Genomic DNA, 23,879 nt, shown 5'->3' on the forward strand with positions numbered 1-23,879 from the left:
ATGACGACGACCACGCTCACGACGACGACCCCCACCGCTCCCGCGGCGGCTCCCGCCCCCCTGACACGCGCTCACTCCTCGATCGTCGAGGCCACCGAGCTGCCCCGCATCATCAAGGTGACCGACAACCTGTACGCGGCGGCCTTCACCCTGATGAAGCTGCTGCCCGCCCGCTACATCCTCGACCGTGCCGAGGCGGCGGGGATCATCTCGCCCGGCACCCCGGTCATCGAGACGTCCTCGGGCACGTTCGCGCTGGGCCTGGCCATGGTCTGCCGGCTGCGCGGCTACCCGCTGACCATCGTCGGCGACTCGGCGATCGACCGGGACCTGCGGACCCGGCTGGAGATGCTCGGGACGACGGTGGAGATCGTCGAGCACACCGGCCAGCCCGGCGGCATCCAGGGCGCGCGGCTCGCCCGCGTGGAGGAGCTGCGCCGTCAGCACCCGGACGCCTTCGTCCCGGGTCAGTACGACAACCCGGACAACCCGGGTGCGTACGGCGTGGTCGCCGACCTCATCGGTGACACCGTCGGTTCCGTGGACTGCCTGGTGGGCCCGGTCGGTTCGGGCGGCTCCACGGGCGGGCTCGCCGCCGCGCTGCGTCCCGCCGACCCCGCGCTGCACCTGGTGGGCGTCGACACGCACGGCAGCATCATCTTCGGCAACCCGGACGGCCCGCGCACCCTGCGCGGCCTCGGCAGCAGCATCCACCCGGGGAACGTCTCCCACCGCGCGTACGACGAGGTGCACTGGGTGACGGCTCCCGAGGCGTTCCACGCGACGCACGAGCTCTACCGGGCACACGGCCTGTTCATGGGCCCGACCAGCGGCGCGTCGTTCCAGGTCGCGTCGTGGTGGGCGGAGCGCCATCCGGAGAGCACGGTGGTGATGGTGCTGCCGGACGAGGGCTACCGCTACCAGTCCACGGTCTACAACCCCGCGTGGCTGCGCGAGCAGGGCATCGTCCCGGCCCCCGCGGCCGGCGGCCCGATCACCGTCGAACACCCCCTGGACGCCACCGCCGCCTGGTCGCGGCTGCTGTGGGCGCGCCGGGGCTTCGACGACGTGGTGATGCCGGCGGTCGGCTCATGAGCGAGCGCCTGCTGCTCCTGGTGGAGAGCAACACGACCGGTACGGGGCGGCTGTTCGCGCGGCGCGCCGCCGACCTCGGGGTGGTGCCGGTGCTGCTGTGCGCGGACCCGGGGCGTTACCCGTACGCCGCCGAGGACCGGGTGCGTACGGTCACGGTGGACACCTCGGACGAGGGCGCGCTGTGGGCGGCCGTCGAGGCGCTGGCCGGTGAGGACCGGGTGGCCGGGGTCCTGACGAGTTCGGAGTACTACGTGCCCACGGCCGCCGCGCTGGCCGCCCGGCTCGGGCTGCCGGGTCCGTCGGCGGAGGCCGTCCGGGCCTGCCGCGACAAGGCCGAGCAGCGCCGGGTCCTGGCCGCCGCCGGGGTGGGGGGTCCTGGCTTCGCCGTGGTCTCGCAGGAGTCGGGGGTCTCGCAGGAGTCGGGGGTTACGGGGGTTACGGGGGTTACGGGCGCGGTGGAGGCGGCCCGGGCGATCGGGCTGCCCGTGGTGGTCAAACCGGTGCAGGGGTCGGGGAGTCTGGGCGTGCGGCTGTGCGCGGACCTGGACGAGGTCGCCGCGCACGCCGGGACGCTGCTGGCGGCCACCGTGAACGAGCGGGGAGTCGCCGTCCCGGCCCGGATCCTGGTGGAGGAGTACCTGACGGGCCCGGAGTTCTCCGTCGAGGTGTTCGGTACGGAGGCGGTCGTGACGGTCGCCAAGCACGTCGGCCCGCTGCCGGTGTTCGTGGAGGTCGGCCATGACGTGCCGGCCCCGCTGCCGGGCGACCGGGACCGGGCCCTGCGCGAGGCGGCGGTGGCCGCCGTCGAGGCCCTCGGCCTCGGCTGGGGGGCGGCCCATGTGGAGCTGCGGCTGACCGGGACGGACTCCGGGGCGGTGCGGGTCATCGAGGTCAACCCCCGGCTGGCCGGGGGCATGATCCCCGAACTGGTGCGCGGGGCCTGCGGGATCGACCTGGTGCTCGCCCAGGTGCAGGCGGCGCTCGGGGGCGTACCGGAGCTGGGGCGGGGCGGGTACGCCCGTGCCTCGATCCGGTTCCTGACGTCGGGGCGCGACGGTGTCCTCGCGCCCGCCGCCGTCGTGGCGGACGCCGTGGAGCGGGCCCGGGCGGTGCCGGACACCGTGGAGGCGGTGCTGTACCGCGCCGCGGGGGAACGGGTGGGCCCCGCCGAGGACTTCCGGGGGCGGTTCGGGCACGTCATCGCCGTCGCCGACCACGGGGGGCTGGCCGCGGAGGCCGCGGACCGGGCCGTGGCCCTGCTGGGCGGAGCCGTGTCGTACCCGGAACCGCAGGGCGAGGCCGCGTCGTCGACCGATCAGCACGACGGAGGCGACCGGATGAGCACCACGGGCGACCCGGCGGCGAACGAGGCCCGGGGCGTGGACACCGGGCGGCTCAAGGCCGCGCTGGACGCCGAGGCGCACCGTATCGTCTACGACCAGTACCTCCCCGGCGCGGCGGGTGACGGTCTCGGCGAGGAGCTGCGCTGCATCAGCGAGGTCGACCGGGCCCACCTGATCATGCTCACCGAGTGCGGGATCGTGGACGCCGGCCGGGCCGCGGCGCTGCTGCGCGCCATCGAGGAGCTGCGCGGCCAGGACTTCGCGGCGGTGCGGGCGGCGCCCATGCCGCGCGGGGTGTACCTGGCGTACGAGGGCCGTCTCATCGAGCAGTTGGGCGACGGGACGGGCGGCATCCTGCACACGGGCCGCTCGCGCAACGACCTCAACGCCACCACGACCCGGCTGAAGACACGCGGGCCGTACCTGGCGCTGCTGGACGCAGTCGAGCGGCTGGCCGGGGTGCTCCTGGCGAAGGCGGCGGAGTACCAGGACGTGGTCATGCCCGCGTACACGCACGGGCAGCCGGCCGTCCCGATCAGCTACGGGCACTATCTGGCGGGTGTCGCCGGGGCCGTCCTGCGCGCGTACGAGGCGCTGCTCGACGCGGGCCGCCAGCTCGACGTCAACCCGCTGGGCGCGGGCGCGATCGGCGGGACGTCCGTCCCGATCGACCCCCGGCGTACGGCCGGACTCCTCGGCTTCACGTCGGCGGCGCCCAACTCGGTGGACGCGGTGGCCTCCCGGGACTTCGTCCTGGACCTGCTGTCGGCGTCCGCGGTGCTCGGGGTGACGCTGGCGAGGGCCGGGCGGGACCTGAGCACCTGGACGTCGGAGGAGTTCGGGCTGCTGCGGGTGGCCGACACCCTGGTCGGCTCCAGCTCGATGATGCCGCAGAAGCGCAACCCGTTCCTGCTCGAACACATCCAGGGCAGGTCCACCGCGAGCCTCGGCGCCTTCGTGTCGGCGGCGTCCGCGATGACCACCGGCGGTTACACCAACGCGATCGCGGTGGGTACGGAGGCGGTACGTCACCTGTGGCCGGGGCTGAGCGGCGCGACCGACGCGGTGACCCTGCTGAGTCTGGTGGTGGCGGGTACGGAACCGGAGCGCGGGCGGATGGCGGAGCGGGCCGTGGACGGCTTCACGTCGGCGACGTACCTGGCGGAGCGGCTCGTCCTGGACGGGATGCCGTTCCGGGCCGCGCACCACCTGGTGGGCGAGACGGTCCTCGGCGCCCTGGACTCGGGGCGGTCCCTGGTGGACGCCGCGGAGTTCTCCGCCGTCGGGGACGGCGGGCTGGCGCCCGACCGGGTCGCCGGGGCGTGCGTGCACGGCGGCGGGCCGGGCTCCACGGCCGCCGGAATCCAGGAGATCGACGCACACCTCGCCTCTCTGCGAGCGGAGTTGACGGCCCGTCGGACCCGTTGGTCGGATGCCGCGACCCTGCTCTCGCAGGCCGTGCTCAAGGCGGTGACGTCATGACCGCCCAACTGGAGGAGCGCCTCCCCGGCGGGGAGCGGCCGCGCCCGCCGCGCGGCGGGCTGCTCGGCCACCGCGACTTCCGGCTGTTGTGGTTCGGCGAGACGACCAACCGCGTCGGCATCAACATCACCGCGGTCGCCATGCCCCTGGTCGCGGTGGTGACACTGAACGCGAGCACGTTCGCGGTGAGTGTGCTGGCCGCCGCCCCCTGGCTGCCCTGGCTGCTGATCGGCCTGCCGGCCGGCGCCTGGGTGGACCGGATGCGGCGGCGGCCCATCATGCTCCTGTGCAACCTGGCGCCGCTGCTGCTCCTGGCGAGCGTCCCGGTGGCCGCGTGGCTCGGCGTCCTGACGATGCCGCACCTGCTGGTGGTGGCGCTGCTGAACGGCTTCGCGGCGGTGTTCTTCGGGATCTCGTACAAGGTGTACGTGCCGTCCATCGTCGACCGCGAGGATCTCCAGGAGGCCAACGCCAAGCTCCAGGGCAGCGAGTCGGTCGCCCAGGTCGCGGGGCTCGGCGGCGGCGGCCTGCTGGCGCAGGCGTTCGGCGCGGCCTCCGGGCTGCTCGTGAACGCGGGGACGTTCCTCGTCTCGGCCCTATGCCTGCTCGCGATCCGAAGCAGGGAACCGGTCCCGGAGCGGCCGAAGGAACGCCCGGCGCTGCGCCAGGACATCAAGGAAGGCCTCCAGTACGCGCTGAAGGACCCGTACCTGCGTGTCCTCACCGCGTACGGCACCGCCACCAACCTGCTCCTGACGGCCCATGCGGCGATCCTGCCGATCTTCATCATCCGTGAGCTCGGGGTGCCCGAGGGCGCGACCGGCTGGCTCCTCGCGTCGGGCAGTGTCGGCGGGATCCTCGGGGCCACCACGGCCAAGCACCTGACCGCCCGGTTCGGCACGGCCCGCGGCCTGCTGGTGGCCACCGCCGCCAGCGCCCCGTTCGCCCTGCTCATCCCGCTGGCCGGGCCGGACTGGACGCTGGTCGCTCTGGTCGCGGGGAGCGCGATGCTCGCGTTGGGCGTGGTGCTCGCCAACGTGATCCAGGGGGCGTTCCGTCAGCGGTACTGTCCGCCGCAGCTGCTCGGCCGGGTCTCGGCCAGCATCTCGGTGGCCAACTTCGGCGCCATTCCCTTCGGTTCGCTGTTGGGCGGGATTCTCGGCACCGCCCTCGGCCTGCGGCCCACGCTGTGGCTGCTGGGCGCCGGGCTCGCCCTGACCCCGCTGCTGCTCCTGATCGGCCCGATGCGCGGACGGCGGGACCTGCCGGCCGCGCCGGGGCCGGCATGAGACGCGATCCGCCCGTCGGCGTGAGATCCGGCCTGCCCGTCGGCGTGAGACCCGGCCCGCCCGTCCCCTCGGTACGAACAGGAGAGACCCCGTGGAACACACCCTGCCGTGGGTCGTCCGTGAGCTGCCACCCCCCGGCTCGCCGGCCCTCTGGCTGCTGAGGGTCTCGGACGTCCCCACCGGCATCCTGGACGAACAGGTGCTCGACGCGACCGAGCGCCGGCGCGCCGCCTCCCTGATGCGCGCCGCGGACCGCAACCGGTTCACGGCCGCGCACGTCGCCCTCCGCCGGCTGCTCGGCTCCTACCTGGGCCTGCGCCCCGAGGACATCCACTTCGGCCGGGACACCTGCCCGTGCTGCGGCGGTCCGCACGGCCGCCCGACGGTGCTCGGCACGGACCACGAGCTGTTCTTCTCCCTGTCCCACCGGGGTGACCTGGCCCTCGTCGGTACGGCGGCCGCCCCCATCGGCGTCGACGTCGAACTGGTGTCGGACCAGGACACCACCGCCGAGCTGGCCACGATGCTGCACGTGGACGAGCAGGCCGAACTGGCCGCGCTGGCGCCGGCGTCACGGCCCCGGGCGATGGCCAGGCTGTGGACCCGCAAGGAGGCCTACCTGAAGGGCCTCGGTACGGGCCTGGGCCGCGACCCCGCCCTCGACTACGTCGGCTCGGGAGGCCCGCGGGGCCCGTACCCGCCGTCCGGCTGGACCCTGCTCGACGTCCCGGTGGACCGGGGCTACGCGGCGGCGATCGCGGTGCGCGGCCCGCTCGACGTCGGCGGTCCCACGGTCAACAGGCTCTCCGTCCTCGATGTCGTACGGCACACCTGGGACGCCCCGCTGGCGGTGGGAAAGCCGCCCTGACCCCCGCGCACGGTCCGCCGGGTGCACCGTTCCGGTGCTCGCACGGCGGTGGGCACACACCACCGGGCCGTCCTCGCGCGGCCCCCGATCACCGGAACGCCACCACCCCTACGGACTTTGGGAACCGACCATGCCACACACCGTGCAGCAGGCCCCCGCGGCCCTCCGCCCGCCCGTGCGGGTCCGTACCACCGCCCAGCCCGCCACCGCCCAGCCCGCCACCGCGACCACTGCCGCCGTCTCCGTCTCCGCCGCCGTCTCCGTCGAGGAGGTGACCGGTGCGCAGTCCCTCATCCGCTCGCTGGAGGAAGTGGGAGCCGACACGGTGTTCGGTATCCCGGGCGGTGCGATCCTCCCCGCCTATGACCCGATGATGGATTCGACGCGGGTGCGTCATGTGCTGGTCCGCCATGAGCAGGGGGCGGGTCACGCGGCCACCGGGTACGCCCAGGCGACCGGCAAGGTCGGGGTGTGCATGGCGACGTCGGGTCCGGGGGCGACGAATCTGGTGACGCCGATCGCGGACGCGCACATGGATTCGGTGCCGCTGGTCGCGATCACCGGGCAGGTGGCGAGCGCGGCGATCGGGACGGACGCCTTCCAGGAGGCGGACATCGTCGGCATCACCATGCCGATCACCAAGCACAACTTCCTGGTGACCAAGGCCGAGGACATCCCGCGGACCATCGCGGAGGCCTTCCACATCGCGTCCACCGGCCGCCCGGGGCCCGTCCTGGTCGACATCGCCAAGGACGCCCTCCAGGCCCGTACCACCTTCAGCTGGCCCCCCGTCCTCGACCTCCCCGGCTACCGCCCCGTCACCAAACCGCACCCGGGGCAGCTCAGGGAGGCCGCCCGCCTGCTGAGCACGTCGCGGCGCCCGGTCCTGTACGTCGGCGGCGGCGTCCTCAAGGCACGGGCCACGGCCGAGCTGCGCCTCCTCGCCGAGCTGACCGGGGCGCCCGTGGTCACCACGCTGATGGCGCTCGGGGCGTTCCCCGGCAGCCACCCGCAGCACGTGGGCATGCCCGGGATGCACGGGGACGTCGCGGCGGTCGCGGCCCTCCAGAAGGCCGACCTGATCGTCGCGCTGGGCACCCGCTTCGACGACCGGGTCACCGGCAAGCTGGACAGCTTCGCCCCGTACGCCACGATCGTCCACGCCGACATCGACCCGGCCGAGATCGGCAAGAACCGCGCCGCGGACGTCCCGATCGTCGGCGACGCCCGCGAGGTGCTCACCGGGCTGGTCGCCGCCGTGCGCGCGGAGCACGAGGAGGGCAACCACGGTGACTACACCGCCTGGTGGGGGGACCTGGACCGCTGGCGTACCACCTACCGCCGCGGCTACGACCGGCCCGCCGACCCCGGACTGCTCCTGCCGCAGCAGGTCATCGAGCGCGTCGGCCAACTCGCCCCCGAGGGGACGCTGTTCGCCTCCGGGGTGGGCCAGCACCAGATGTGGGCGGCGCAGTTCCTCCCGCACGAGGAGCCGGGCACCTGGTTCAACTCCGGGGGCGCCGGGACCATGGGGTACGCGGTGCCCGCCGCGATGGGCGCGAAGGCGGGCCGGCCCGACCGTACCGTCTGGGCGATCGACGGCGACGGCTGCTTCCAGATGACCAACCAGGAACTCACCACCTGCGCCCTGAACGACATCCCCATCAAGGTCGCGATCATCAACAACGGCGCGCTCGGGATGGTCCGCCAGTGGCAGAACCTGTTCTACGGCGCCCGCTTCTCCAACACCGTGCTGCACGACGGCGCCACCGGCGCGGCCACCGGTTCGACCGTCGGCGTCGGCTCCGCCCCCCACCGCGGCACCCGCGTCCCGGACTTCGTCCGGCTCTCCGAGGCGATGGGCTGTGTGGGCCTGCGCTGCGAGAACCCCGACGAGCTGGACGCGGTCATCGACAAGGCCAACTCGATCAACGACCGCCCGGTCGTCGTGGACTTCATCGTCCACGAGGACGCGATGGTGTGGCCGATGGTCGCCGCCGGCACCTCCAACGACGACATCATGGCCGCCCGTGGCGTCCGCCCCGACTTCGGCGACTCCGCGGACGACTGAGAGGACCCTCCGACATGTCCCAGCACACACTCTCCGTCCTGGTCGAGAACACACCGGGCATCCTGGCCCGGGTCGCCGGCCTCTTCTCCCGGCGCGGCTTCGACATCGACTCGCTCGCGGTCGGCACCACCGAGCACCCCGGGCTGTCCCGCGTCACCCTCGTCGTCCGGGTCGACGAGCGACTGCCCCTGGAACAGGTGACGAAGCAGCTCAACAAGCTCGTCAACGTCGTCAAGATCGTGGAGTTGGAGGCGGACTCCGCCGTCCGGCGCGAACTGGTCCTGGTCAAGGTCGCCGCCGACAACACGACGCGCGGCCAGATCGTCCAGATCGCCGAGCTGTTCCGCGCCGGGGTCGTCGATGTCTCCCCCGAGGCGGTCGTCCTCGAAGCGACCGGCTCCGGGGACAAGCTCGACGGGATGCTCCGGATGCTCGCGCCCTTCGGCATCAAGGAGTTGGTGCAGTCCGGAGCGATCGCGATCGGGCGCGGCCCCCGCGCCCTGGCCGACCGGACCGTACGCGAGGCGCGGCCGATGCGCCTGACGCCGGCCACCGCGGGCTCCACCACGGCCGCGAGCGCCGTGACCGCCGCGACCGCGCGGAGCGCCTGACACCGCGGGCCGCGCACCACCCCCGTACCCCACGCCCTCCCTCCGCCGCCCCACCCCTTCCCGCCAGACCCCCATCACCGACCGAGGAGTGACCCTCATGCCCGCCGAGCTGTTCTACGACGACGACGCCGACCTGTCCATCATCCAGAACCGCAAGGTCGCGGTCATCGGCTACGGCAGCCAGGGCCACGCCCACGCGCTGTCGCTGCGTGACTCGGGTGTCGACGTCAGGGTCGGTCTGCACGAGGGCTCCACGTCCAGGGCCAAGGCCGAGGAGGAGGGGCTGCGCGTGGTGTCGGTGGCGGAGGCCGCCGCCGAGGCCGACGTGATCATGATCCTGGTCCCGGACCCGCTCCAGGGCAAGATCTACGAGGAGTCCATCAAGGACCAGCTCAAGGACGGCGACGCGCTGTTCTTCGGCCACGGCCTGAACATCCGCTACGGCTTCATCAAGCCGCCCGCCAACGTCGACGTGGCGATGGTCGCGCCCAAGGGCCCGGGTCACCTGGTGCGCCGCCAGTACGAGGAAGGCCGCGGCGTGCCGTGCATCGCGGCGGTCGAGCAGGACTTCTCGGGCAAGGCGTTCGCGCTCGCGCTCTCGTACGCGAAGGGGATCGGCGGTACCCGCGCGGGCGTCATCAAGACGACGTTCACCGAGGAGACCGAGACGGACCTGTTCGGTGAGCAGGCGGTGCTCTGCGGCGGTACGGCGGCGCTGGTCAAGGCGGGCTTCGAGACGCTGACCGAGGCCGGCTACCAGCCGGAGATCGCGTACTTCGAGTGCCTGCACGAGCTGAAGCTGATCGTGGACCTCATGTACGAGGGCGGTCTGGAGAAGATGCGCTGGTCGGTGTCCGAGACCGCCGAGTGGGGCGACTACGTCACCGGCCCGCGGATCATCACCGACCAGACCAAGGCCGAGATGAAGAAGATCCTCGCCGAGATCCAGGACGGGTCCTTCGCCCAGACCTGGATGGACGAGTACCACGGCGGCCTGAAGAAGTACAACGAGTACAAGAAGGCCGACAGCGACAGCCTCCTCGCCACCACCGGCGCGGAACTGCGCAAGCTCATGAGCTGGGTCGACGCCGACGCGTAACCCCTGTCCACCCCACCGGCGCGCCCCCTGCCGCACGCGGCAGGGGGCAGCCGTGGGAGGGGGCGGCCATGGGAGGGGGCGGCCATGGCAAGGGGTAGCCGTGACAGGGGGCGCCGTGGCACCTCACGCCGGATCAGGTCCCGCCCGCGCCCGGCCCCCCTCGCCCCGCGCGGGGCCGCCGGGCTCTCCCCCACCGGCCCGGGCCGGATCGCCGTGGACCACGCCCTGCCCTTCACCCGCGACAACCGCCTGCGCGACGGCGTCGTCAGCATCGCCCTCGGAGCAGCCGCCGCCGGCCTCACCCTCCTGGTCCGCAACTGACACCCCCGCGACCGCCCGGGGTACGGCCCCCGGGCGGTCGCGGCCCAAACGGCCGACATGGGTGACGACCACCCGACCTACCCCGGCCGCGGCGGCGGTGCCGCCAGCGTCTTCGGGTGTGTGGTGCACAGAGCACACGTGGGCGACTTCCGCGGGCGTGATTACCCGGACCCGGCACCGGTGTGTGGGCCGGGGCGCCGACCCGTCGCGCACTAGCGTGAGACCACCCCTGCCCGCCCGGTTCAGGGGCTTTCGTCCACATCGGCGTTAGAGGTCATCCGTGGTCGACGTGCCGTTCTGGCTCTGGGCGGCGTTCGCCGTCACCGTGATCGTCGCGCTGGCCGTGGACCTGCTCGCGCATCGCGAGGCGCATGTCATCGCGTTCAGGGAGGCCGCGGCCTGGAGCGCCGCCTGGGTCGGACTGGCCCTGGTCTTCGGTGCGGTCGTCTTCGTGGTGCTCGGCACGACTCCGGGGGTGGAGTACACCACCGCGTGGCTGCTGGAGAAGAGCCTGTCGGTCGACAACCTGTTCGTCTTCGCGCTGATCTTCACCTACTTCAAGGTGCCCCGCGCCTACCAGCACCGCGTGCTGTTCTTCGGTGTCATCGGCGCGCTGGTGTTCCGAGGGCTCTTCCTCGCGGCCGGTGTGGCCGTCGTCAGCCGGTTCACCGCGGTGCTGTTCGTCTTCGCCGCCATCCTCTTCTACAGCACCTACAAGATCCTCAAAGGGGAAGAGGACAATTTCGACCCCGGCACGAGCATCGCGGTCCGGCTGCTGCGGAAGGTCGTGCCCGTCCGCGACGAATACGCGGGGATGAAGTTCTTCGTCATGGAGGCCGGCAAGAGGGTCGCGACCCCGCTGCTCGCGGTCGTCGCCGCGATCGAGGCGGCCGACCTGGTCTTCGCGGTGGACAGCGTGCCGGCCGTTCTGGCGGTCAGCGACAACGCGTTCATCGTCTACACCAGCAACGCCTTCGCCATCCTCGGTCTACGGGCGTTGTACTTCCTGCTCGCGGGACTGCTGGACCGGTTTCACTACCTCAGCAAAGGCCTTGCGCTGATCCTTTCCTTCATCGGCGTGAAGTTGATCCTCCAGGCCTCCCACAAGCTGTTCAGCACCAGCATCCCGGAAATCCCCTCACTGCTCAGCCTTGCGGTCATCGTCGCGATCCTGGCCGCCTCCGTCCTCCTGAGCGTCCGGCGCCCCCTCCCGGCGTCCGAGGACGAGCATCGGGAGAACCCGTCCGAGGACAGCTGACCTGCGCGCTACCCGCGCGCCGCACCCCCGGCGCCTGCCGACCGAAGATCATCGGCGCAGTGCCGCCGTCAGCATCGGCAAGGCGCGGCGCCGCTCGGGGTGGCCATAGGTGCCGGTGTGGCCGCCTGCGTAGAGATGCGTGGTCACGGGTGCGCCCAGGGACGTGAGGCGGTCGCTGAGCATGCGTGTCTCTTCGCTAGACGGGTGTGTGACGGAGTCCTCGGGCGTCATGGTACGGATCCCAGTCGAGCCAGGTCTTCCACTGCTCCCACGGGTCACCGAAGAGCGCGTAGCCGTCCACGCCGACGAACTTCGCACCCGAGAGCCACATTTCGGGGTGCCGGACCGGGTGTACGGGTGCCCCGAAGGCGGCGACGGCGCCGAACAGGCCCGTGGCCACGGGCGGCGAGTCCCAGGGCCCCGAATCCGCCCTGGGACTCACCTGCCGCCGCCCTGTTGGGCCCGGCGCCGTAACTCCGTTCCACCAGGGGCACGACTTCCAGAGCCGCCTTCGCCGTGGTTCCACCAGCCGGTCCAGAAGCCGAAGAGCGGCATGCCCGGCATCACCACCAGGACATCGCACAGCTCCGCGAGGTCCTGAACCTCGGAGTGCGGCTCCGGCGCCCAGCAAGGCACCGGTGGCGAGAACGTCACGACGAGAGCGTGCGGAGTGTGCGTGCGACATATACGGGTCATCAGCCTGCGGCATCACCGCCTTGAACAGGCCCCGCTGGGGGCTGTTCAGCCACCGACGAGTCGACAGCGCGACCCGTAGCCCGCGGGGCAACGGCTCGGGGTGCCTCGGAAGGATACCGGGCCTTCCGACAACTGCCCTGATCGAGCCACGCGTTGGGAAGGCCGCTGCCCCACCAGGAGGTCGGCGCTCTCCCTCTTCCTTCGCCCGCACCGTCACGCGGGGGTGGTTGCACCCCACCACGACCGACCCGCCCCGTGGCGTACGCGGTAAGGGCCACTCACAGGCCGAAGCCTCCACCCTCGATGAGGATGAGCAGGTCGACCGGTACCCGCGCGGCGCACCGCGTCGGAGATCGTCAGGAGCAGTTGCGCGACCGGCGGTGGGTGCCTGTTCCGAGCCCTCGGACCAGCGGACGTCTGCGGTGACGGCGGCGGCGTGGCCGGTCAGCCGGCGGCCGATCTGCTCGCGGTAGGGGCACCCGTCAGGGCGAGCAGTCCGGAGCCCGGCGGTCACAGTACGTGTGTCATTGTTCCGCATGGGCGCTTTCGTACTGAACGCTTAGTATCCTAGGCGCATGAATCCTCCTCACCAGCGCCGCGACATGCGGGCGGACATCCTCGACGAAGCACGGAAGCTGTTCGGGACCAAGGGCTACACCGTGACCTCGATCGCCGACCTGGCCGAGGCCCTGGGTGTCACCAAGGGGGCGCTCTACTACCACTTCAAGTCCAAGGAGGCGATCCTCTCCGCCCTGGTCGCCGAGCCCGCCGCCGAGATCGCGGTCATCGCCGAGGACGCCGCCGGCCGGACACCGCGGGAGCTGCTCGGCGCCCTGATCGATCTCCAGGCCCAGCACCCGGCCGCCTACATGGCACTTCAGTCCGGCGACGCCTCCGTACTCCAGGAACACTCCCAGCGTCACGACTTCGCCGGGAAGACCGAACTGATCATCATGGCCGTCGCCGGGGAGCACCCCTCACCCCTCCGCGTCATCCGCGCCCGCATGGCCGTGGCCGCCGTCAAGGAAGGCACCATGGCCGCGCTCGTCGCAGGCCACGGCAAGTTGACCGACCAGACGCGACTGACCCTGCTGGAGGCCGCGATGGCCACGCTCGACGCGGGCGGTGAGTCCTGAAGCTCACCACATCAGACCTACTGAACGACTGGTATGTTAGATTCTCGACCACCGGTCCGCATCCCGCGCCCGGTCTCCCGACACCCCTGGGACCACGGTGAACAGAACGACGTCCGCACTCATCCCGAACACCGCCCCCGGCGGCACACCCCTTCCACCACAGGGCGTGACGTCGTGACCACCACCGATCCAACGGCACTCGAACGGCTCGCATCAGGCAAGTACCTGCTGGTCACCACCTTCCGTCGGGACGGCAGGCACGTACCGACCCCCGTGTGGGTGATCCGCGACGGTGACGCCCTCGGCATCTGGACGGTCGCCGACTCCGGCAAGGCCAAGCGGATCCGCAACCGGTCCGACGTCCTGGTCGGCGCGTGCGACATACGCGGCAATCCCTCGGGCGAGCAGGTCCCGGGCCGGGCCGTGTTCGTCGACGGCCCGCAGACCAAGCGCTATCGCGGTCTCGTGGGACGCAAGTACGGTCTGGCCGGGCGGCTCACCGTGCTCGGCAGCCGACTGCGGCGCGGGAGCGAGGGGAGTGTCGGCATCCGGATCACTCTCGACTGAAGGCCTCCGGTGGGCCGTAGCAAACAAGCGCGGTCGGCACGGCCACACGCCGGTACGGAACGCCTCCCCCGGTACGTGACGCTCCCCCGGCCGTACGCGTGATGAGCAACCGGCCCGCCTCGCGGCCCAGTTCGGCACTGTCGTACGCGACCACGGTCAACGGCAGGCCGAGCAGGTCCGCGGCGGCGCTCGCCGCCGCGCCGGCCTGCTCCGCGATGCTCCGGTCACCAGTCCATGCCCTGCTGCCAGTGCCTGTCTCGGTTCCGTACGGGTACATGGCCGCCAGGTGAGGTTCCGGATATCAGATCCGCGGCCTTCTCGGCTATCGCGAGGACGGTCGCGTTGGTGTTGGCCTCGGACAGCGTCGGCATGACCGAGGCATCGACCACCCGCAGCCCCTCGATCCCCTTCACTCGCAGGTGCTCGTCGGTGACCGCGGCCGCGTCCGCGCCCATCCGGCACGTGCCTCCGGTGTGACAGTACGAGATGACCGACTCGCGCAGGTAGGCGTGCAGGTCGCGGTCGTCGCGCACCGACGGACCGGGAAGCACCTCGTGGTCGCGCCAGGGCCCGAGGGCCCTGGAACCGCCTGCCTGGCGTGCCCGGCGAAGACCGGCGGTCATGCGGTCGATGTCGCGTTCGTCGGTGAGGAAGCCCGGATCGATGGCGGGCGCGGCGTCCGGGGCTCCCGAGACGAGCGTGACCGAACCACGGCTGTACGGCGACAGCAGTCCCACACCGATGGTGTAGCCACCGACCAGGTCGGGCGGCGCCAGCGGCACGTCCATGAAGAAGAGGTGCAGGTCCGGCCGGGTCACGTCCTCGCTGCTGCGCACGGCGGCGACGACATCGATGTGATTGCTGTGGCCGGGAGTCAGGTCCGCCGCGTAGGTGGCCAGCCCCACAGGGTGGTCGGACAGATTGGCGCCGACTCCGGGCAGGTCCAGGACCACCTCGATGCCGTGTTCACGGAGCATGTCCGCGGGTCCCACCCCGGACAGGTGCAGCAGGTGCGGCGAGCCGACGGCTCCGGCGCTCAGCACGACCTCGCGGGTGGCCCGTACCTCGGACTCCACCCCGCCCTCGACATAGCGGACCCCGGTGCACCGATCGCCTTCGAAGGTCAGCCCCACCACCAGGGTGTCGGTGACCACGGTGAGACGAGGGCGGCCGGCGGCCGGCGTCAGGTAGGCGTCGGCGGCGGATTGCCGGACCCCGCCGGCCACGGTGAGCTCCGTCCAGGTGAGGCCCTCGGGGTCCGCGCCGTTGAGATCGTTCGACACAGGGATACCGAGGTCCCGGAACGCGTCGAAGGCGGCCCGTGACGCGGGATGGGGGGTGTCCACGGGCTTGGGCCGCACCGGGCCGCCGGTTCCCCGGTAGGCGGGGTCGAGCCCCTCGGTCCGCTCACTGCGCCGGAAGTACGGGAGCAGGTCGGCCGATCCCCAGCCGCGTACCCCCCAGGCATCGAGCGCCGCCGGATGGCCGCGTACGTGCATCATCGCGTTGATGGCGCTGGAGCCGCCCAGCACCTTGCCTCGCGGGTAGACGATCTCCCTGTTGTTCAGCCCCGCCTGTGCGACGGTCCGGAACCCCCAGTCCACCTCACCGCCCCACAGGCTGAACCAAGCACCCGGCACCGCCATCGCCGGCGGCCCCGTCGCCCGCCCCGCCTCGATCAGCAGGACCCGGACGTCCGGGTCCTGCGACAGACGCGCCGCCAGTACGGAACCGGCCGTGCCGGCCCCCACCACCACGTAGTCGAAATCCTGCGCTGCTTCGGTCATGAGGGACATCCCTTCGAAATAAATCAGACAAAACGACCTCCTCACTAACATACCAGTCGTTCAGTAGGCAGGCCAGCTCGACCTCGAAGGGGGTCCTGGAAACTCGCATACCAATCGTTCAGTACGCCGTTGACATACTGAACGATTGGTATGTACGTTGGTCATGCGGTTCAGGGGATCGGCCCCTGCAAGCCGAGGAGGAACGACATGACGCACGAGCAGACGTGGGACGTGGTGCGCCGCTACCACGAGGCGTGGACCACGACCAAGGACTTCGACGCGGCCTCGCGACTCCTCGCGGAACGCCTCGAGACGGACCTCCCCGTCAACACGTACGTGGACAAACGGGAGTTCGTGAAGGCGATCCGCGGCTTCGGCAGAAGCATTTCGAGCGTCCAGCTCCTGTCGGCTTGCGCTGGCCCCGGTCCGGGCGAGGCGCTGATGATCTACGACTTGGTGCTCGACCCGATCGGGACCCTTCGGATCGCCGAGCAGTTCAAGGTCGCCGAGGGCCGGATCACCTTCATCCGTCAGGTCCACGACACGGCGACCATGCGGGCGGCAGGGTTCGCACCCGCCTTGTCGCTGTGACCGGCGGAACTCACCGTCCGATCCCGCCGAAGCCAACAAGCACATCCAAGGAGATGAAGTCAGAGCAATGACCGAATACAACGAGCGCGTGGCCGAGGTGTCGGGCGAGCTTCTCCAGGCGATTCGCGGCGTCCTGCTCGCGAAGAAGGTCCAGTACGACGAGTACTCGGCCGCGGTCCTGTGGATTCGCGATCTCGTCGACGCCCGCGAGGTGCCGATGTTCATCGACAACCACTTCGAGGCGACGGTCGAGAAGGCCACGTTCGACGGCCTGCCGGGCTCGCAGGGAACGGTCGAGGGCCCGTACTACGTCGAGAACGCGCCCCTCCTGACGGAGAAGCCGTACGTCATGCCCATGCGCGACGACGAGCCGGGTGAGGCGATGGTGCTCAGCGGCCAGGTCCTCGACCTCGACGGCAAGCCCGTTCCCGGCGCACTCATCGACATGTGGCACGCCGGCAACGACGGCACCTACTCCAGCTTCGTCGGCGACGCTCCCCCGCTGAACCTCCGGTGCAAGCTCGTCACGGACGACGAGGGCCGCTTCCGGATCAGGACGATCAGGCCGCAGCCGTACCAGATTCCCACGGGCGGTCCCACAGGACGCTTCCTGACCATGATCGGCCGCCACGCGTGGCGGCCCGCGCACTTCCACCTCAAGGTCTCGGCCGAGGGCCACCAACTGGTCACGACACAGCTCTACTTCCGTGGCGGGGACTGGCTCGAAGGAGACGGCGACGTATCGGGAGCCGTCAAGGAGAACTTGAAGATCGACGTGATCCGGAACGAGGACAAGGACCTGGCAGCCCTGTACGCGCTGAGCACCCCGTTCAACTCGTGCGAATACACCTTCCACCTGCGACCCGCGGCGTGACGACGTGCCACGGGCCAAGGAAGAACACCACCACAGGAGGACAAAGATGAACGTCACAAGCAACGGACTCGAAACGATGGCCGGTCCCCCCGAAGGGTTCGCCGGGGACGTCTACATCGACGTGATCAGCAAGCCCCTGCCGCCTTCCCGGATCATGGGCGGAGTGGTCCGCTTCACGCCCGGAGCCCACACGGCGTGGCACAGCCACCCTCTCGGCCAGACGATCTACGCCACCGAGGGCGTCGGCCTGGTCCAGCGCGAGGGCGGACCGGTGGAGGAGATCCGGCCGGGCGACCGCGTCTCGATCGAGCCGGGCGAGAACCACTGGCACGGTGCCGCCCCCGGGTGTTTCCACACCCAGATCGCCTACCAGGCCGCCGACGGGACCGGCACCCACACCACTTGGGGCTCCCACCTCACCAAGGACGAGTACCCCGGGTAGATCCCACAGCGGCGCCGGCGACGGGCACCCCAAGGCGTCATCCCCTCCGGATGACCAGGTGGTCCCCGGACTCACAGGTCCCCGGCCCTCACGCTCAACCGGCGGCGCCGCTCCACCCCGGCCGTCCCGGCCGACGCCCCAGGGTCCGTACGGAGCAGGGATTGACACCTTCCGTGGCCCACCCCCATCCCCACGTCCAACGACCACTTACTGACCATCACCACCCAGAACTCCACCACCCCAATGGAGGACACCATGCGCGCAGCACTCATGTACGGCGCCGGCGATGTCCGTGTCGAGAATGTCGCCGATCCCGTCATCAAGCACCCCACCGACGCCGTGGTCCGCATTACGGCGGCCGCCGTCTGCGGCAGCGACCTGCACCTCTTCAACTCACTGAGTCCGACAGCCGGGCCCCTCCGGATGGGCCACGAGTTCGTCGGCGTCGTCGAGGACACCGGCTCCGAGGTCACCACCGTCAAGCGCGGCGACCTGGTCGTCTCCCCGTTCGCGATCTCCGACAACACCTGCGAGTTCTGCCGCGAGGGCCTGCAGACCTCCTGCACCCACCCGGAGGCGAACTACTGGGACTTCAAACCGGACGAGGGCGCCCAGGCCGAGGCCATCCGCGTGACCCTGGCCGACGGCAGCCTCGTCAAGCTCCCCGTCGCCGCGGACTCGGCTCTCGTCCCCTCCCTGCTGACCCTGTCGGACGTGTACTGCACCGGCCACCGGGCCGCCGTGCTGGGCGGTGTCGACGAGCACACCCGCGTCACCGTGATCGGCGACGGCGCCGTCGGCCTGATGGCGGTACTCTCCGCCAAGCTCCTGGGCGCCGAGCAGATCATCCTCATGGGACGCCACCCGGACCGCACCGACCTGGGCCGCGAGTTCGGCGCCACCGACATCGTGGCCGCCCGCGGCGCCGAAGGCATCGAAGCGGTCCGCGAACTCACAGGCGGACAGGGCACGCACACGGTCATCGAAGCCGTCGGCCACCTGCCGGCCTACGAACAGGCGGTCGGCGTCGTGCGCGCGGGCGGCATCATCAGCCGCATCGGCGTCCCGCAGTACGAAGAGGCACCGATCGGCATGGCCAGCCTCTTCATGCGCAACGTCTGCCTCACCGGTGGACTCGCCCCGGTCCGCGCCTACATCGACGAACTCATGCCCGCCATCCTGGATGGCACCATCGAACCCGGAAAGGTCTTCGACACCACCACGGACGTCGACGGCGTCCCCGCCGGATATCGGAGCATGGCCGACCGGCAGAGCCTCAAGATCCTCGTCAAGCCCTGACCTCCGGACACCGGTGGAGGCCGGACAAGGCCACACCCACAGACCGGGTGGCCCGCAGTGCCTGCGCGAGGAAGCTCAGGGCTCCCAGCCGTTCAAGTGCGTGTTGCGCGGTCATCTCGTAGGGAGCGATGTTGCGGACGGTCGTATCGAGTCCGGTTGCGTACTTGGACATGCCCTTCCGCATGAAGCTGACCGTGCGGCCGCTCGGGCCCCCCGGCCACCTAAGCGCCGGCTTTCGGTCGTCGAGGACCTTCTCGCCCGTCGAGCCAGTTCCCGCTCGGACCGGTGGTGCCGTCCCCACACACGACCGGCGGCCCTCGAAGTGCGCCGGCCCCAGGGCCCGCTTCATCTCGCGCCCCACGGGCTGGAGGTCACGAGACGCGCCGGCGCTTGACGCCTGTCTGGTCGAGGAGTTGGCCACGTCGTGGCAATCCGTACTCAAGGGTGGACGTCATGGCGCACAAGGCGGCACAGGAGGCGGGCCGCAGGAGCCGGCGACCGGCCGGTACCGCGGCCCGAGTCCCGCGTGCCGGGGCCCATTCTCACCCACCTGTTGACGGCCCCCTGTCGATCTGCGCGTGACGCTCGGTCGCCCTGAACCGACCCCTGCCGGGACCATGGTCGGTGGGTCGCGGCCAGAACCGCGCGGTCATGGAGCGGTGATCACCGTCATAAATTCCTGTGTTTCGAATCCGATCGACGCGTAAACAGATTCGGCCGCACCGCTCACCGCATGCAGATACGCGGCATCCGCCCCGGCGGAAAACCCTCTTCTCACTATTTCCGCAGTGACCATCCGCGCATAGCCGCGCCGTCGATATTCCGGCAGCGTACTGATGGTGAATATTCCGATCTGCCCGCCGGTGGATGCCGTCATGCCCGTTCCGACAGGCACTCCTTTCAATTCCGCCAAGTAGAATGAGAACCCTTCGAGCTTCAGGGAAGGATTGGCGAGTACGTGGAAAACCTCACGGGGAACCTGATACCCAGCGGCAACGGTCTCGGCGTACAGAACCAGCTCGTCAGCCGCCAAGGCCCGCACGCGCAGCGGATCAGTGGTCAGTTCGCGCAGCGCTCCGCTTCTCGAGCTCAGTGTCATCAAAGGCTGCCGCTCGTATCGGGTCAGCCCGTGCGCTGCCGCCACTTCGGCGACGTCTCGATCCGGCACTCCCCGCACCCTGATGCTCCATGGGAGTCTCTGCGCACCCGCCAGGGAAGTAAGTGAAGAAATTTGACTGACATCCGGCGACAAAAGGGGGCTCACGATCCCGTTCAATGAAGCAATGGGCGCGCCGGACATCGCGAAGAGAGTCCCATCCGGACTCCTCTGCGTTCGCCCCGTCAAAGCCGTGGCCAAGTTCTCAAGTGCGGCCACATAGGAAAAGGTGACCGCTTCCAGGGGATCGTCCACTGGATTCATCATTCGCCTCGCCTCACTCGATCCTGCCTTGCGGCCCTTCGATAGTCCTCGCGATTTCTCGGACACGGTCCGACCACGGCGTCGGCTGTAGCGTGATGCTGTCGAGGCGGACGACGGTGCGACTTCCGTGCGCATATGTGGTGACCCCGTCGATCGAGCACACCCGGAAACCTACGGTGGCGGAGGTGTTGCCCATGCGTTCCATCCACAGGTGAACGGCGTGTTCGCCATACGCCGTCACGGGCGCGTCATAGATGACAGTAAACGCCTTGACGACATTGAAGGCGTCCTTTTCCAGACCTGTCGAACCACCTATGCCTACATCCCGCCAAAAGGCCACGAAGGCTCGCTCGACCAGTATCTGGTACCGACTGTTGTGCAACATGCCAAAGGGATCGAAGTCGTCGAAGAAAACATTCACCGGCATCAGAACACCGAACTCGGACTTCGGCAGGGCAGTGTCTTGAACAGTACGTGCCATCACTTTTCTCCTTCGTTGCGTACAGGCCGACTTCGGACGCTGATCCCACAGCAGCAGTGGCCGGCCCATGGATGCCACGCTACGCAAGTTTGCCATCTGTGGCAAACTTGCTTTGGGAGGCATCCAGGTCGACCGACCTCATGCCGCCGAGGACGACGTGGCAGCCCCTGACCCTTGCCGCGGGCCGGTCGTCGGCACCCGAGAACGCCTTCGGACCGGAAGCGCGTCGCAACGCCTTCCGTTCCTCCGGCACCACTAGATTCCGAGCAAAGCGGATCGCGAAGAAAACGGAGCAGTCATGTCTCATCACCTCGACACCCCGCTGGCGGCGCAGAACGGCCAGCTGTTCATCGACGACCTCTATGTCTTCCCCGGCGAGGACAGCACGGTGTTCGTCATGGACGTGAACTCGAACATCACCGGCGTATACGCCGAGCCGGGCTTCCACCACGAGGCGCGCTACGAGATCAAGGTGCACTTCGACGGCGCCGACCACGAGGCCCTGACCTACCGGTTCTCCTTCGGCGAGCCCGGCGCGGACGGCCGGCAGTCGCTGCGCCTGCACTCCCTGACCGGCGCCGACGCTCAGGGGGACGCCGCCGAGGGGGAGTTGGTGCTGGAGGGCCGTACCGGTGAAACCGCGTCGGGGGCCGGAATCCGCGCCTGGGCCGGGCGGGTCCAGGACGCCTTCTACGTCGACCTGTCCCTGCTCTCCCTCGTCAACGGCGCCGTGGGGAAGGGCACCGCGGTGGACCTGTCGTCCTGGAACCCCCGGGAGGCGCAGAACACCTTCGCCGGTACGACGGTCGAGGCGATCGTCCTCGACGTCCCGCACACCCACGACCGGTTGCGGCCCGGGGCCCGTACCGGCGTGTGGTGCGCGACCAAGCTGGCCACCGACGCCGGCGGGTGGCGGCAGATCAACCGGGGCGGCAACCCGATGATGTGGCCGATCTTCTGGCCCGACGACACGGACTTCTCGAACCCGGCCAACACCCGCCACCCGTCCGAGGACGTCGCCGCCGACGGCCGGGCGATCGCCGGCCGCATCGCCACCGTGGTCGCCGCCACCGGCACCTCCGCCGACCCCGCCGGATACGGGCAGACCGTCGCCCTGCAACTCCTCCCGGACGTGCTGCCCTACGTGATCGGGACCCCCGCCTCCTTCGGCTTCGCCGCCCGCAACGGCCGCACCCGCGCGGACAACTCACCCGAGGTGATGATGTCCCTCGTCACCAACCTGCCCGTGCCCAGCGGCCTCTCCCCCGCCACCACCAAGGACCAGCGGAACGACCGTTTCCCCTACGTCGTACCGCAGTGAATGCCCGGTTCGCGAAGCGGTGACGCCTAAACCGTATCCAGCCGCTTCGCGCCCCGGCAGGACGAGCAGCCGCCACAGCGGGATCAGATTTCGCACGAACGGCGATTGGGTCGCTCATTGACCAAAGACGCCCAGTGTCAGCAGGCGGTCCCTCGTCAGGTGGATTCCCCGCCACGACGCCGTGCCGTCAACGCACCGAGTCCCGCTTGGAGAAACACCCTCACCGTGGCCACCGCATCGTCGAGTTCGTCGTCGGGTGTGTTGTCGAGGATGTCAATGGCAATGGCCGCAGCTGCGGCCGACGCGATCCGTGCCGTGATATCTCCTGGGGAAATTCCCAGTTCCTTCGCCAGCGCTTCGGCACCGAGTGCGACAGCCTCCTCCATCCGTGCCGCACGTAGTGCACGAAGGTTCGGGTTGGTCTTGTACATCCTGCGAGTCAGCGCACGGATCCCGTCCGGGTCGTCGCTGTCGTGCTTGCTCAGCAGCCATGCTGTCAGTACGTCCAGCGCCGACTCGTCGGGCTTGTGATTGCGGAAGGCATGAGCCAACCGATCAGCCGCCTCGGTGAACCGCACCAGAGCGATTTCCTCCTTGGAGGGGAAATAGCCGGTCACGGTCCGAGGTGCGACTTCGGCCCGTTCCGCGATGTCAGCAATGGTGGTCGCGGCATATCCCCGCTCGCCGAACAACTCATGAGCGGCACGGATGATCGCAGTGCGGCGCTTGGTCTTGCCGCGTTCACGCAGTCCAGAAGCCATAAGCGATATTCCCATTCTCGACCCCGCGCCTGGGGTGGAAACTTACGATACCTTTACGGTTGATAATTGTACAGCCCTAGGACCACGGCCTGGTATGGCGAAAGTCGCCGAACGAAGCCTTTCAGCCGACCGGGCGTCGATTTCGGCGTCAGGAATCCTCGCGGAATCGACTCAGGCCGTCGATGATCAGGGTGAGTCCGAACGAGAACTCGTCCTCCAGCGGTACGGGGATGAAGTCGGCGACCCTCATCGTGGCCGGGTACTGGGACGGACCGGCGAGGCGGATGGCCGCTCTCGCCCGTTCTTCGTCGGACCGGTCGGCGGTTCCCTGGCCGCCGAGCTGCATGGCGAAGCCCAGGACGTAGCGGGCGAGCGTCGCGTACGCCTGTGCTGCGATCTTCGGCGGGAAGCCGCTGTCCAGCAGGATGGCGACGCACCGTTCGCGGACCGCCATCGCGTTCGGGCCGGCCGGGGTCTCCTCGATCAGCAGCGGAGCGACGTTACGATGCCGGCGCAGGACCGCGAACACACTCTCCATCATGGTGCGGCACGCCTCACGCCAGTCGGTGTCAGCCGGCGGCGGTCCGACCTCGATCATGCCGAACAGCCGGTCGGCCACCTGGGCGACAACCTCCGACCGGTTCTCGAAGTGACGGTAGAGCGTGGCGGTGCCGGAGCCCAGGCGCTTGGCGAGCGTCCGCATCGACAGGGCCTCGGCGCCCTCCTCGTCGACGATTCGCATCGCGGTGGCGACGATCCGGTCCAGGGGGACAGGCGGCCGGCCCGGAGAGCGCCGCGTGGGTGGCTCGCTCCGTCGCGGTTGCTCACGTGGTATCTGCACCCGGCAAGTATGCATTGATCCGCCTACGACAATCGGGCGCCGGGCTTGACCCGATATTCATATCGGCAACACCGCAGGCGCTACGAGTGCCTGGTCTCCGAGCCTTTGAATTCGCCGGGCCCCACTATTGCCGCGGGCGTCGCCTGCGGAGAGTGCTCTTGGGCCGGGAGGGCGCTGCACCCTCCCGGCTTGCCTGGTCAGGCTTTTAACGGCTACGGTGTATCCG

General features: G+C 70.1%; 23 protein-coding genes and 1 pseudogene. 16 read left to right on the forward strand and 8 right to left on the reverse strand.

The window, feature by feature from the left end:
- The 9 genes and pseudogenes from HA039_RS02655 (at position 1) to HA039_RS02700 (ending at position 11,437) form a co-directional block, all read left to right on the forward strand.
- Complete coding sequence (locus HA039_RS02655) at positions 1-1,095, forward strand: PLP-dependent cysteine synthase family protein (protein WP_243869064.1); 1,095 nt, start codon at positions 1-3, stop codon at positions 1,093-1,095.
- Complete coding sequence (locus HA039_RS02660) at positions 1,092-3,920, forward strand: lyase family protein (protein WP_167023150.1); 2,829 nt, start codon at positions 1,092-1,094, stop codon at positions 3,918-3,920. Before HA039_RS02655 ends, HA039_RS02660 begins: the two co-directional genes overlap by 4 nt.
- Complete coding sequence (locus HA039_RS02665) at positions 3,917-5,209, forward strand: MFS transporter (RefSeq protein ID WP_167023154.1); 1,293 nt, start codon at positions 3,917-3,919, stop codon at positions 5,207-5,209. Before HA039_RS02660 ends, HA039_RS02665 begins: the two co-directional genes overlap by 4 nt.
- A gap of 91 nt (positions 5,210-5,300) precedes the next feature.
- Complete coding sequence (locus HA039_RS02670; RefSeq protein ID WP_243869067.1) at positions 5,301-6,077, forward strand: 4'-phosphopantetheinyl transferase family protein; 777 nt, start codon at positions 5,301-5,303, stop codon at positions 6,075-6,077.
- Between the two features lie 130 nt (positions 6,078-6,207).
- A complete protein-coding gene (locus tag HA039_RS02675; protein ID WP_167023157.1) occupies positions 6,208-8,148 on the forward strand; it encodes an acetolactate synthase large subunit in 1,941 nt (646 codons plus the stop codon).
- Positions 8,149-8,162: 14 nt separating this feature from the next.
- Positions 8,163-8,669 (forward strand): annotated as a pseudogene (ilvN, locus tag HA039_RS02680) (acetolactate synthase small subunit); the annotation flags it as partial.
- A gap of 187 nt (positions 8,670-8,856) precedes the next feature.
- The gene (gene ilvC / locus HA039_RS02685; RefSeq protein ID WP_167023166.1) at positions 8,857-9,858 is read left to right on the forward strand and encodes a ketol-acid reductoisomerase; all 1,002 of its coding nucleotides are present in this window, start codon (positions 8,857-8,859) and stop codon (positions 9,856-9,858) included.
- 84 nt (positions 9,859-9,942) lie between these two features.
- Positions 9,943-10,179, forward strand: a complete 237-nt coding sequence (locus HA039_RS02690) for a hypothetical protein (protein WP_167023169.1) — start codon at positions 9,943-9,945, stop codon at positions 10,177-10,179.
- A 280-nt stretch (positions 10,180-10,459) separates the two neighbouring features.
- Positions 10,460-11,437 carry a TerC family protein gene (locus tag HA039_RS02700; protein ID WP_167023172.1) on the forward strand — a complete coding sequence of 326 codons (978 nt, stop codon included), beginning with the start codon at positions 10,460-10,462 and terminating at the stop codon, positions 11,435-11,437.
- A gap of 48 nt (positions 11,438-11,485) precedes the next feature.
- On the opposite strand, the gene HA039_RS34320 is transcribed toward HA039_RS02700, so the two are convergent.
- From HA039_RS34320 to HA039_RS02710, 3 genes are read right to left on the reverse strand one after another with little or no spacing between them, the layout of a single operon-like run.
- Positions 11,486-11,620, reverse strand: a complete 135-nt coding sequence (locus tag HA039_RS34320) for a hypothetical protein (protein WP_279592814.1) — start codon at positions 11,618-11,620, stop codon at positions 11,486-11,488.
- 13 nt (positions 11,621-11,633) lie between these two features.
- Positions 11,634-11,837, reverse strand: a complete 204-nt coding sequence (locus tag HA039_RS02705; RefSeq protein WP_167023175.1) for a hypothetical protein — start codon at positions 11,835-11,837, stop codon at positions 11,634-11,636.
- A gap of 38 nt (positions 11,838-11,875) precedes the next feature.
- Complete coding sequence (locus HA039_RS02710; protein ID WP_167023178.1) at positions 11,876-12,091, reverse strand: hypothetical protein; 216 nt, start codon at positions 12,089-12,091, stop codon at positions 11,876-11,878.
- Positions 12,092-12,708: 617 nt separating this feature from the next.
- Between HA039_RS02710 and HA039_RS02715 the strand changes: the two genes are divergently transcribed.
- The gene (locus tag HA039_RS02715; RefSeq protein ID WP_167023181.1) at positions 12,709-13,269 is read left to right on the forward strand and encodes a TetR/AcrR family transcriptional regulator; all 561 of its coding nucleotides are present in this window, start codon (positions 12,709-12,711) and stop codon (positions 13,267-13,269) included.
- A 174-nt stretch (positions 13,270-13,443) separates the two neighbouring features.
- Positions 13,444-13,836: a PPOX class F420-dependent oxidoreductase gene (locus HA039_RS02720; protein WP_243869070.1), complete on the forward strand. Its 393-nt coding sequence runs from the start codon at positions 13,444-13,446 to the stop codon at positions 13,834-13,836.
- Positions 13,837-14,060: 224 nt separating this feature from the next.
- Here the strand turns inward: HA039_RS02720 and HA039_RS02725 are convergent, their stop codons facing one another.
- Entirely contained in the window at positions 14,061-15,623 is a 1,563-nt protein-coding gene (locus HA039_RS02725; RefSeq protein WP_167023186.1) for a GMC family oxidoreductase, read from the reverse strand.
- Positions 15,624-15,830: 207 nt separating this feature from the next.
- Here HA039_RS02725 and HA039_RS02730 point away from each other — a divergent pair, with 207 nt between their 5' ends.
- From HA039_RS02730 to HA039_RS02745, 4 genes are all read left to right on the forward strand, one after another.
- A complete protein-coding gene (locus HA039_RS02730; protein ID WP_167023189.1) occupies positions 15,831-16,214 on the forward strand; it encodes a hypothetical protein in 384 nt (127 codons plus the stop codon).
- Between the two features lie 67 nt (positions 16,215-16,281).
- Entirely contained in the window at positions 16,282-17,088 is an 807-nt protein-coding gene (locus HA039_RS02735) for a dioxygenase family protein (protein WP_167023192.1), read from the forward strand.
- Between the two features lie 46 nt (positions 17,089-17,134).
- Entirely contained in the window at positions 17,135-17,530 is a 396-nt protein-coding gene (locus HA039_RS02740) for a (R)-mandelonitrile lyase (RefSeq protein WP_167023194.1), read from the forward strand.
- A 255-nt stretch (positions 17,531-17,785) separates the two neighbouring features.
- On the forward strand, positions 17,786-18,829 hold the full coding sequence (locus HA039_RS02745) for a zinc-binding dehydrogenase (RefSeq protein WP_167023197.1): 1,044 nt from the start codon (positions 17,786-17,788) through the stop codon (positions 18,827-18,829).
- A 649-nt stretch (positions 18,830-19,478) separates the two neighbouring features.
- Here the strand turns inward: HA039_RS02745 and HA039_RS02750 are convergent.
- Together HA039_RS02750 and HA039_RS02755 are read right to left on the reverse strand one after the other, a co-directional pair.
- Positions 19,479-20,240, reverse strand: coding sequence for a GNAT family N-acetyltransferase (locus tag HA039_RS02750; RefSeq protein ID WP_243869073.1), 762 nt, complete (start codon positions 20,238-20,240; stop codon positions 19,479-19,481).
- Positions 20,241-20,262: 22 nt separating this feature from the next.
- Positions 20,263-20,730 carry an acyl-CoA thioesterase gene (locus HA039_RS02755; protein ID WP_167023200.1) on the reverse strand — a complete coding sequence of 156 codons (468 nt, stop codon included), beginning with the start codon at positions 20,728-20,730 and terminating at the stop codon, positions 20,263-20,265.
- Between the two features lie 298 nt (positions 20,731-21,028).
- On the opposite strand from HA039_RS02755, the gene HA039_RS02760 reads away from it, so the two are divergent.
- Positions 21,029-22,051: a DUF4331 family protein gene (locus HA039_RS02760; protein ID WP_167023204.1), complete on the forward strand. Its 1,023-nt coding sequence runs from the start codon at positions 21,029-21,031 to the stop codon at positions 22,049-22,051.
- Positions 22,052-22,206: 155 nt separating this feature from the next.
- Here HA039_RS02760 and HA039_RS02765 read toward each other — a convergent pair whose 3' ends face one another.
- Together HA039_RS02765 and HA039_RS02770 are read right to left on the reverse strand one after the other, a co-directional pair.
- Positions 22,207-22,812, reverse strand: a complete 606-nt coding sequence (locus HA039_RS02765) for a TetR/AcrR family transcriptional regulator (protein ID WP_208298522.1) — start codon at positions 22,810-22,812, stop codon at positions 22,207-22,209.
- A 148-nt stretch (positions 22,813-22,960) separates the two neighbouring features.
- On the reverse strand, positions 22,961-23,554 hold the full coding sequence (locus HA039_RS02770; RefSeq protein ID WP_243869075.1) for a TetR/AcrR family transcriptional regulator: 594 nt from the start codon (positions 23,552-23,554) through the stop codon (positions 22,961-22,963).
- Positions 23,555-23,879: the final 325 nt, after the last annotated feature.

The sequence above is a fragment of the Streptomyces liangshanensis genome, assembly GCF_011694815.1.
In the GTDB taxonomy this organism is placed as follows: domain Bacteria; phylum Actinomycetota; class Actinomycetes; order Streptomycetales; family Streptomycetaceae; genus Streptomyces; species Streptomyces liangshanensis.